This window comes from Edaphosphingomonas fennica (assembly GCF_003034225.1).
Classification (GTDB): domain Bacteria; phylum Pseudomonadota; class Alphaproteobacteria; order Sphingomonadales; family Sphingomonadaceae; genus Sphingomonas_E; species Sphingomonas_E fennica.
In genome coordinates, this window is the sequence record NZ_PHHF01000036.1 from 1 (window position 1) to 9,127 (window position 9,127).

Consider the following 9,127-nt stretch of genomic DNA (forward strand, 5'->3'; position numbering starts at 1 on the left):
ACGATCAGACCAGACAACCGATCCTACCGGCCATCATAGTCGCCGCTCAACCGGCCATCGTAGTTGTCGCCGCGCAGCATGAAGGCGCGGCAGAAGGTGATCGCGCCGCTGCTGGGCCGCGCCGTGCTCTTCAACACCGCGCTCGACAGCTATCACGGCCATCCCGAGCCGCTGACCTGCCCGCCCGATCGGGCGCGGCGATCGATCGCGCTTTATTATTACACCGCCTTCCCGGACGGGGCGGCCGCCGTTCCCGAACGCACGACCGTGTTCAAGCCGCGCCCCGGCAGCGGCGACAAGACCGACTGGCAGGTGCGCGGCCGGCATTTCGTGAACGATTGGGTGCCGCACCGGCTGCAGCCCTGGGCGCGCAAGGTGCTGGGGCGCATCGGCCTGAGCTGATCGGGACGGGCAGAAAGCCCGTGGCGGGGCGATCCGGGCCGGGGCCGGGCTGGATTCCGGCCTAGCGCAGGCGGCTGGCGGCGCGGGCCAGCGCCAATATCTCGGTTTCCATCGCGATGATCCCCGGCCCGCCGGAGCGCATCACCTGCCGGCCGGTATCGGCCATGCGGCCGAGCGCGGTGGCCAGCGCCTCGGGCGTCCAGCGGGTCAGGAGCCGGGCCACCCGGTCCTTTTCCTTCCAGAACACCGCGCGTCCCGCCGGGCCTGCCATCACCGCGTCGATCGACTTGCCCTCGGCCACCTCGGCGCGGAGCTGGATCAGCAGCAGCAGCTGGCGCTGGAAGGCACGGACGATCGGGATGGCATCGGTGCCGAGCGCGATCAGCCGGGAAAGCTCGTCATCCGCTGCGGCGACGTCGCCGGCCAGCGCCGTATCGACGAGGCGGCTGAGATCGCCTTCCTCGCTGTCGGCCCCCAGCCTGTCCAGCGCTTCATGGTCGAGCGGCCTGGGATGGTCCCGGTCGGCATCGAGGAAAGCCGCGAACTTGTCCAGTTCCTGCCCCAGCACCGCGCGGTCGCCGGCGCTGGCGGCCGCCAGCCGCCGGGCGACGTCGGGCTCGATCAGCAACCCCATCTCCCGCCCCAGCGCCACCGCGATGCGATCGGCGTCGCGCCCCTCGGGCACGTAGCTGGCGAAGGCCATGGCCGCGTCGTCCGCCGTGGCGAGCTTCAGCAGCTTCGAATCCTTGCGCAGCGCACCGGCGACGGCAACCACGGGATTGCCGGCCTGGGCAAGCGCCAGCAGCGCCTCGACCGCCTCCAATATCTCGTCGCCGGCCGGATCGATCAGGATATGCCGGGGGCCGCCGAACAGGGCGATGGCGGCCGCCTCGTCCGCCAGCAAGGCGGGATCCACCTTCAGCGTGGCCCCGGCCAGCGCCACCTTCTCGGCATCGGCGCCCAGCGCCTTGGCCAGCCGCTTCGCCAGCGCGCGCGACGCCGATTCATCGGGGCCGTGGAGCAGGTAGAAACGGATCGCGGGATCGGCGCGGTCCAGCGCCTGCTCGATCTGCCGCTGGCTGGCCTTCATTGCTCCGTCTGGGTGCGCTTGGCGTAGAGCGCGAGGCGGGCGACGATCTGGTCGGCGATCTGGTTGGAGAGATTCTCGAGCGCGGTCTGTTCGGCCGCGATGGTCGCATATTCCGATCCGACCACGTCGATGCCGGCATCGGAGCCGGCGGTGGCATCCAGCAGCACGGCGGTGCCGTCGATCAGCTTGTAGCGGGCGCGCAGCGTCCGCCGCTCGCGCGTCACGGCATTGTCGGTGCGGACGCCGAAGCCGGTGAGCTGGTCGTCCAGCTCGATCTCCAGCCGGTAGCGCTTCTCCCCCGGCCCGCTGGCGGCCAGCCGGTCGTTGATCGCGTTGCGCACCAGCCAGCCGGCCTGCCCCGGAATCGGCGCCACCTCGATATTGGCCAGCGATTGCGCCACCGCGCCCTTGCTGCCGCCGGCATAAAGCGGCTGCAGCCCGCAGCCCGACAGCATCGGCGCGGCGAGGCCGAGCAACGCCAGCGCCAGCAGGGAGGCGGGGCGCGCCGGCCTCATGCGACCAGATTCACCAGGCGATCGGGCACCACGATCACCTTCTTGGGCGTCTTGCCTTCCAGCAGGCGGATCACCTTGTCCGATCCCAGCGCCAGCGCCTCCAGCGCCGGCCGGTCGGTGCCCTTGGGGGCGACGAGCGTGTCGCGCAGCTTGCCGTTGATCTGGATGGCAATCGTCACCTCGTCATCGACCAGCAGCGCCGGATCGGCCTCGGGCCAGGGCGCATCGGCGACGAGGCCGGTTTCGCCCAGCAGGCTCCAGGCTTCCTCGGCGAGATGCGGCACCATCGGCGCGACGAGGCGCACGATCGTCCGCACCGCGAAATCGCGCGAGGCCGAAGGCTGGGCCTTCTCTATGGCGTTGGCGAGCTCGTAGAGCTTGGCGACGGCCTTGTTGAAGGACAGCGCCTCCACATCCTCCGCCACGCCGGCGATGGTGCGGTGGAGCTTGCGGTCCAGGTCCCTGTCCTCGCCCTCGACGCCCGCGATGCTGCCGGCCAGGCGCCACAGCCGCTGGACGAAGCGCCACGCGCCCTCGATGCCGGCCTCGCTCCAGGCGAGATCGCGCTCGGGCGGGCTGTCGGACAGCATGAACCAGCGCACCGCGTCCGCGCCATATTGATCGACGATAGGCCCCGGATCGACGACGTTCTTCTTGGATTTGGACATCTTCTCGACACGGCCGGGCGTCACCGCCTCGCCGGTCTCGACGATCACCAGCCCGCCGTCGCGATTTTCCACCTCTTCGGGGCTCAGCCAGCGGCCGTCGGGCGCCTTGTAGGTCTCATGCGTCACCATGCCCTGCGTGAACAGGCCGGTGAAGGGCTCGGCAATGTCGATCCGGCCGATTCGCTTGAGCGCCCGCGTCCAGAAGCGCGAATAAAGAAGGTGGAGGATCGCATGCTCCACCCCGCCGATATACTGGCCCACCGGCAGCCACTGCTCGGCCACGGCGCGATCGAACGGCTTGTCCTTGGGCGCGCTGGCGAAGCGGATGAAATACCAGCTCGAATCGACGAAGGTGTCGAGCGTGTCGGTCTCCCGGCGCGCGGGCGCGCCGCAGGACGGGCAATCGACATTCTTCCAGGTCGGATGGCGGTCCAGCGGATTGCCCGGCACGTCGAAGGAAACATCCTCGGGCAGCACCACGGGAAGCTGGTCCTTCGGCACCGCCACGGGCCCGCAGGCGTCGCAATGGATGATCGGGATCGGCGTGCCCCAGTAACGCTGGCGGGAAACCCCCCAGTCGCGCAGGCGCCACACGGTGGTGCCGCGGCCCCAGCCTTCGCCCTCGGCCCGGGCGATCACCGCCGCCTTCGCCCCTTCCACCGACATGCCGTCGAGGAAGCGGGAATTCACCAGCCGGCCGGGACCGGTATAGGCCTCGTCGCCGATCGGCGCGTCCGCCTCCTCGGGCGAAGGGGCCACCACCCGTTCGACCGGCAGCGCATATTTGCGGGCGAAATCAAGGTCGCGCTGGTCGTGCGCCGGGCAGCCGAACACCGCGCCGGTGCCATAATCCATCAGCACGAAATTGGCGACGAACACCGGCAGCTTCCACGTGGGATCGAGCGGGTGGATCACCGAAAGGCCGGTGTCGTAGCCCAGCTTCTCCGCGGTCTCGATCTCGGCCGCGGCGGTGCCGATGCGGCGGCATTCCTCCGAAAAGGCGGCGAGCCGGGCGTCCTGCTCCGCCAGCGCCAGCGCGATCGGATGATCGACCGAGATGGCGGCGAAGCTGGCGCCGAACATCGTGTCCGGCCGGGTGGTGAACACGTCGAAGCCGTCATGGCCGGCGGCCGGCGCGTCCAGCTTGAAGGTGAAGCGCAGGCCCTGGCTCTTGCCGATCCAGTTTTCCTGCATCAGCCGCACCTTTTCAGGCCACTGGTCCAGCGTGGAGAGGCCTTCCAGCAGCTCGTCGGCGAAATCGGTGATCTTGAGGAACCACTGGCTGAGCTTGCGCCGCTCCACCAGCGCGCCCGAACGCCAGCCGCGCCCGTCGATCACCTGCTCGTTGGCGAGCACCGTCATGTCGACCGGGTCCCAGTTGACCGCCGATTCCTTGCGATAGACGAGGCCGGCCGCATAGAGATCGAGGAACAGCGCCTGTTCCTGCCCGTAATAATCGGGCTCGCAGGTCGCCAGCTCGCGGCTCCAGTCGAGCGCGAAGCCCAGCCGCTTCAGCTGGGCCTTCATCGCGGCGATATTCTCGCGCGTCCAGCTGCCGGGATGGACCTTCTTTTCCATCGCCGCATTCTCGGCCGGCATGCCGAAGGCGTCCCAGCCCATCGGGTGGAGCACCTCATGCCCCGTCATCCGCCGGAACCGGGCCAGCACGTCGCCCATCGTATAGTTGCGCACATGGCCCATGTGGATGCGCCCCGAAGGATAGGGGAACATCTCCAGCACATAGCTTTTGGGCTTGGGGCTGGCATCGTCGGCGCGGAAGGTCTGGCCCTCGTCCCAGGCCGCCTGCCAGCGCTTGTCCGCCGCCTGCGGGTTGAACCGCGTGGTCATGGGGCGTCCGTCCTCAGCCGGCGACCGCGGCGCGGCGCAGGTCGCGCGCCTTGGTGAGGATGATCTCCTCCAGCTTCTGCACCGTCGCCGCCTGAACGGGCGCATCGGCCCACTGGCCGTTCTGCATCACCTGGCGCGAGGCCGCGACCCGCAGCGCATCGGCGCGCAGATCCTGGTCGAGCACCGTCACCGTCACCTTCATCCGCTCGGTGGCGAGCGCGGGGTTCACATACCAGTCGGTCACCAGCACGCCGCCATTGGCGTCCGCCTGCACCATCGGCATGAACGACAGGGTGTCGAGCGCGGCCCGCCACAGATAGGCGTTCACGCCGATCGTGGTGACGCGCGAGGCGGCGAGGTCCGTCTTCGGCCGCTCCTTGCCGCCACCGCAGGCGGAAAGCGCCACCAGCGCGGAAAGCGCGGCGGCCAGGGCAAGGGGAGAAACGGACGAGCGGGCCATGAAATAGTCCTTGGAAGGCATATGGTGTCGCGGGCCGTTATAGATGCTCCCGTCCGCCCCGCAAGCGCGGCATGCGGGCCGAATCCGTCCGCCGTGCGGCGGCGCGCTTGCGTCGCGCGGGCGCTTGGCCGGGCGGCGGGATGCTGGCATGCCCGCGCCGCGCCCTCCCCGGGTTGTGGAGTTGGTGCAACAGGCCGTGGGAATTTGCAGACGAGTGGTGGAACCCGCCTGCCCGTTCATGTTAGGCGCAAGTTGCAGGGAGAGTATGCAACCGTGTCTGTGAGTCGCAAAACTGCTGGATTGGCGGGGGTCGCTGCGGCGGCCTGCGCCCTGGCGTTTGCGCCCGCGATCGCCGCGTCGGTCAAGCCCGCGAAACAGCGGGCGCCGGCCATCAGCCTGACGGCGCCGGGGAGCCTCGGCTCCTTCACGCCCGCCGCCGCCAATCCGAAGCTCGCCGCCGCCTTCAACGGCGCGGGGCTGTCGGGCGGCGGGGTCGGCGGCGCCTTCCGCTTCACGCCCGCTTCCTCCGCCACGAATCGCCGGGGCGTGACGGTGGCGGTCCGCGCCCGCGCGACCACCAAGGAAGAAGCCCAGCGCCTGGCGATCACGCCTTCCACCAGCATCACGCCGACCGCCTATAATCTGGGCGTCGCCGTGGGCTGGAAGCGCTTCGCCCTTTCGGGCGAGGTCGCCCGCGTCGATGGCGGCCTGCTGCCGGGCCGCGAGGCGGTGGATGTCGGCGTCAGCTATAACGCGCCCAAGTGGAGCACCAAGTTCCAGCTCGGCGCCGATCGGCCCACCGACGTCCGATCCGGCCTGATCGGCGTGGATGAGGCGGTCTCGGCCGATCTCAGCGGTTCCTACGCGATCACCCGCAATCTGGAGGTCACCGGCGGCGTCCGTTACCGCCTCCAGCGCGATCGCCTGTCGATCGAGGATGACCGGCGCGACAGCCAGGCCGTCTATATCGGCACCGCCTTCAAGTTCTGATCGCCGGGCGGTGCGGAGCTTCCGCACCTGAATTCAGCCCTTCGCCGCTCCGATCCCCTGAGAATCCGGGCCCGTAAAGGCATCGATCCCCGCCCAGCCCGATGCGCCCAGGGCGCGCAGCCGCCGGTATCGCGGCGCATCCATGCCCCCCAGGGCAATCACCGGAAGGCGGCCGCGCCCGGCCAGCAGGCCGAAGCGCACCGGCCCCAGCGCACGGGCGCCGGGATGGGATCGGGTGGCGAATGCGGGGGACAGGAAGACCAGGTCGGCCCCATGCCGCGCGGCGGCGGCCTGCTCGGCCGCATCATGCGCCGGGGCGGTGCGCAGCAGCGGGCGCGCGGCAAAGCGATGCGGGGAGCGGCCATGCGCGCCGTCCGCCTTCCAGGCAACCGCCTCGCGCGGCGATCCGGCCAGCACCAGCACCAGCCCGCGCGCCCGCGCGATCCGGCGGACGCGCTCATAGATGGCGCGGCGATCGGGCAGGCCATAATGGCGGAAGACGATGCCCGCCCCGCGCGGCAGCCGGCCGAGCGCGGTCCACAGCGCCTCGCCCATCCGCGCATCGGTCATCAGCCAAAGGCGCGGGCAAGGCTGGCGGCAAGTCATGCGGCTCCCTATAGCAGCGACCATGGTTCCACACGAAGACTCCAGAGACGATGATGGCCTGCCGGCGCTTGAATCGGTGCGGGCGCGCATTGCCCGCGCCGCCCGCGTCGCCGGACGCGACCCTTCCGAGATCGAGCTGATCGCCATTTCCAAGACCCAGCCGGTGGACGCGATCCTCGCGCTCGCCGCGCAGGGCCAGGCGAGCTTCGGCGAGAATCGGGTGCAGGAGGCGCAGGCGAAGTGGCCCGCATTGCGGGATGCGGTGCCGGGGCTCCGGCTCCACCATGTCGGCCAGCTCCAGTCGAACAAGGCCGACGATGCCGTCGCCCTGTTCGATGCGATCCACGGCGTCGATCGCCCGTCGCTCGTCACCGCGCTCGCCCGGGCGATGGAGCGAGCCGGCCGCCGGCCGGATTGCTTCATCCAGGTCAATATCGGGGAGGAGCCGCAAAAGGGCGGCTGCGCGATCGCCGATGTGCCCTCGCTCCTCGCCGAAGTCCGCGCGGCGGGGCTGCCGCTCGCCGGGCTGATGGCGGTGCCGCCGGCCGATACGGAGGCCGCGCCCTATTTCGCGCTGCTGGCGAAGATCGCCCGCGATCATGGGCTGGCCGGCCTCAGCATGGGCATGTCGGGCGATTATGAGACGGCGGTGATGCTGGGCGCCACCCATGTCCGCGTGGGCACCGCCCTGTTCGGCGCGCGATTGGGCTGATAGCAAGCGGCCATGCGGAACAGCGGCGGCCTCGAAACGGTTTTCCTCGAGAATCGCGATCGGCTGCTTCGCTTCCTCGCCGCCCATGGCGCCGGCGAAGGCGCGGAGGATCTGCTGCAGGAATTATGGGTCCGCATCTCGGCGGCGCCGGCCGGGCCGGTGGCGCAACCGCTGGCCTATCTCTACCGGGCGGCCAACAATCTGATGGTCGATCGCCATCGCGCGCTCCGCACGGCGGAACGGCGCGACCATGAATGGAGCGAAGCCACCGGCGCCACGGTGCCGGGGGTTTCGGACATGCCGGGCGGCGAGCGGACGCTGATCGCGCGGGAAAGGCTGCGCCAGGCGGAGGCCGCGCTGGCGGCGCTGGGGACGCGGGCGGAAACCGTGTTCCGGCGGCATCGGCTGGACGGGGTTTCGCAGCGCGAGATCGCCATGGAGCTGGGCGTCAGCCTCTCCACGGTCGAAAGCGACCTGCGCCGCGCCTATCGCGCGATGATCGAACTCAGGAGCCGTCTCGATGCCGAATGAAACGGGGCTGAGGCTGGCGGCATGTGATTCCGTCTACAGGGCGTGGCAATGATGGATGACATGGCAATGCGCGAAGCGGCGCTCGACTGGCTGATCCGCCAGCGCGATCCCGCGTTCGGCGAATGGGAGGCGTTCGGCGACTGGCTGGCCGCCGATCCCGATCGCGCACACGTCTATCATGAGCTTGCCGCCGCCGACGCCGATGTCGGGGAATGGTTCGCCGCCGCGCCGCCGGCGGCCGCGCCTGTCGAAGCGCCGCCGGTCGCCAATCCGGTCACGCGCCGTCGCTTCGGCGGCTGGCTGGGCGGCGCCATCGCGGCGTCGCTGGTCGCGGTCTCCGGCTATACGGTGCTGCAGAACCGGGCCGATCCCTACAGCATCGAAACCGCGCCCGGCGAACGGCGCAGCATCGCGCTGGCGGATGGCAGCCAGGTGGACCTGAACGGCGGATCGCGGATCACCCTCGATCACCGCAACCAGCGCATCGCCACGCTCGATCGCGGCGAGGCGCTGTTCACCGTCGTCCATGACGATCGCCGCCCCTTCATCGTCCATGCCGCCGGCGCGGAATTGCGCGACGTCGGCACGGTGTTCAACGTCGTCAGCGATCGGGCCGGGCTTTCGGTCGCGGTCGCGGAGGGCGCGGTGGTCTATAACCCGCGCGGGGAATCGGTGGAGCTTGGCGCCGGCCGCACGCTCCATGCCCGCGCGAACGATTCGGTGGTCACGCTGGGCACGGCCGATCCCGCCGCGATGGTGGCGTGGAAGCAGGGCCGCCTGATCTATGACGGCACCCCCATCGGCGTGGTGGCGGAGGATATAAGCCGCAATCTCGGCCTGCCGGTTTCGGTCGCGCCCGACGTCGCGGCCCGGCCCTTCCGTGGCGTCATCGCGCTGGACGGCCAGCGCGACCGCTTCCTGGAGCGGCTGGGGCCATTGCTCGACGTCCGCATAGAACGGGGCGGGAAGGGATGGGTTCTGACCGCCAAGCAGAAGTGAGCCGCTCCGCGCCTTCATGGATGATGCTCCCGGCGTTGCTGATGGCGGCGCCGGCCGTAGCCGCGTCCGCGCCGTCCGTTTCGCTCCAGATTCCCGCCGGGCGGCTGGGCGATGCCGTGGCGGCCCTGGCCGGGCAGGCCGGGGTCAGCGTCAGCGTGCCCGATGCCGCGCTCTGGGCGCGGCCGGTGCCGGCGCTCAACGGGCGGATGACGGTGCGCGATGCGGTGCGGCGGCTGGCCACCGCGGCCGGCGGCCGCGCCGTCGCGCTGCCCGGCGACGGCTGGCGGATCGTCGCCGCGGCGCCTG

10 protein-coding genes and 1 pseudogene are annotated in these 9,127 nt (G+C 70.4%); 6 read left to right on the forward strand and 5 right to left on the reverse strand.

Going from position 1 to position 9,127, the window contains the following annotated elements; translation table 11 throughout:
* Nucleotides 1–78: 78 nt before the first annotated feature.
* On the forward strand, nt 79–402 hold the full coding sequence (locus CV103_RS08595) for a 2OG-Fe(II) oxygenase (RefSeq protein WP_245896737.1): 324 nt from the start codon (nt 79–81) through the stop codon (nt 400–402).
* Nucleotides 403–463: 61 nt separating this feature from the next.
* Here the strand turns inward: CV103_RS08595 and holA are convergent, their stop codons facing one another.
* The 4 genes from holA to CV103_RS08615 are packed head-to-tail and all read right to left on the reverse strand — an operon-like array spanning nt 464 to nt 4,983.
* Nucleotides 464–1,492 (reverse strand): DNA polymerase III subunit delta, encoded by a 1,029-nt coding sequence (gene holA, locus CV103_RS08600; protein WP_107394660.1) that lies wholly within the window; start codon nt 1,490–1,492, stop codon nt 464–466.
* On the reverse strand, nt 1,489–2,007 hold the full coding sequence (gene lptE, locus CV103_RS08605; RefSeq protein WP_015458739.1) for an LPS assembly lipoprotein LptE: 519 nt from the start codon (nt 2,005–2,007) through the stop codon (nt 1,489–1,491). The genes holA and lptE overlap by 4 nt, the downstream gene beginning before the upstream one ends.
* Complete coding sequence (leuS, locus tag CV103_RS08610) at nt 2,004–4,523, reverse strand: leucine--tRNA ligase (protein ID WP_107394661.1); 2,520 nt, start codon at nt 4,521–4,523, stop codon at nt 2,004–2,006. Before leuS ends, lptE begins: the two co-directional genes overlap by 4 nt.
* A 13-nt stretch (nt 4,524–4,536) precedes the next feature.
* Nucleotides 4,537–4,983 (reverse strand): DUF3576 domain-containing protein, encoded by a 447-nt coding sequence (locus tag CV103_RS08615; RefSeq protein ID WP_041865322.1) that lies wholly within the window; start codon nt 4,981–4,983, stop codon nt 4,537–4,539.
* Between the two features lie 273 nt (nt 4,984–5,256).
* Here CV103_RS08615 and CV103_RS08620 point away from each other — a divergent pair, with 273 nt between their 5' ends.
* The gene (locus CV103_RS08620) at nt 5,257–5,973 is read left to right on the forward strand and encodes a hypothetical protein (protein ID WP_245896739.1); all 717 of its coding nucleotides are present in this window, start codon (nt 5,257–5,259) and stop codon (nt 5,971–5,973) included.
* 33 nt (nt 5,974–6,006) lie between these two features.
* On the opposite strand, the gene CV103_RS08625 is transcribed toward CV103_RS08620, so the two are convergent.
* Complete coding sequence (locus tag CV103_RS08625) at nt 6,007–6,543, reverse strand: thiamine phosphate synthase (RefSeq protein WP_245896740.1); 537 nt, start codon at nt 6,541–6,543, stop codon at nt 6,007–6,009.
* 58 nt (nt 6,544–6,601) lie between these two features.
* Here CV103_RS08625 and CV103_RS08630 point away from each other — a divergent pair, with 58 nt between their 5' ends.
* The 4 genes and pseudogenes from CV103_RS08630 to CV103_RS08645 all read left to right on the forward strand — a co-directional run.
* Nucleotides 6,602–7,291: a YggS family pyridoxal phosphate-dependent enzyme gene (locus CV103_RS08630; RefSeq protein ID WP_015458744.1), complete on the forward strand. Its 690-nt coding sequence runs from the start codon at nt 6,602–6,604 to the stop codon at nt 7,289–7,291.
* Between the two features lie 12 nt (nt 7,292–7,303).
* Complete coding sequence (locus CV103_RS08635; RefSeq protein WP_015458745.1) at nt 7,304–7,822, forward strand: sigma-70 family RNA polymerase sigma factor; 519 nt, start codon at nt 7,304–7,306, stop codon at nt 7,820–7,822.
* A 60-nt stretch (nt 7,823–7,882) separates the two neighbouring features.
* The gene (locus CV103_RS08640) at nt 7,883–8,821 is read left to right on the forward strand and encodes a FecR family protein (protein ID WP_245896742.1); all 939 of its coding nucleotides are present in this window, start codon (nt 7,883–7,885) and stop codon (nt 8,819–8,821) included.
* A gap of 41 nt (nt 8,822–8,862) precedes the next feature.
* Nucleotides 8,863–9,127 (forward strand): annotated as a pseudogene (locus CV103_RS08645) (TonB-dependent receptor); the annotation flags it as partial.

Bases quoted from the DNA above. Each gene is read 5' to 3' on its own strand.
- CV103_RS08595 (WP_245896737.1), top strand. From the start codon at position 79: ATGAAGGCGCGGCAGAAGGTGATCGCGCCGCTGCTGGGCCGCGCCGTG.
- holA (WP_107394660.1), bottom strand. From the start codon at position 1,492: ATGAAGGCCAGCCAGCGGCAGATCGAGCAGGCGCTGGACCGCGCCGAT.
- lptE (WP_015458739.1), bottom strand. From the start codon at position 2,007: ATGAGGCCGGCGCGCCCCGCCTCCCTGCTGGCGCTGGCGTTGCTCGGC.
- leuS (WP_107394661.1), bottom strand. From the start codon at position 4,523: ATGACCACGCGGTTCAACCCGCAGGCGGCGGACAAGCGCTGGCAGGCG.
- CV103_RS08615 (WP_041865322.1), bottom strand. From the start codon at position 4,983: ATGGCCCGCTCGTCCGTTTCTCCCCTTGCCCTGGCCGCCGCGCTTTCC.
- CV103_RS08625 (WP_245896740.1), bottom strand. From the start codon at position 6,543: ATGACCGATGCGCGGATGGGCGAGGCGCTGTGGACCGCGCTCGGCCGG.
- CV103_RS08630 (WP_015458744.1), top strand. From the start codon at position 6,602: ATGGTTCCACACGAAGACTCCAGAGACGATGATGGCCTGCCGGCGCTT.
- CV103_RS08635 (WP_015458745.1), top strand. From the start codon at position 7,304: ATGCGGAACAGCGGCGGCCTCGAAACGGTTTTCCTCGAGAATCGCGAT.
- CV103_RS08640 (WP_245896742.1), top strand. From the start codon at position 7,883: ATGGCAATGCGCGAAGCGGCGCTCGACTGGCTGATCCGCCAGCGCGAT.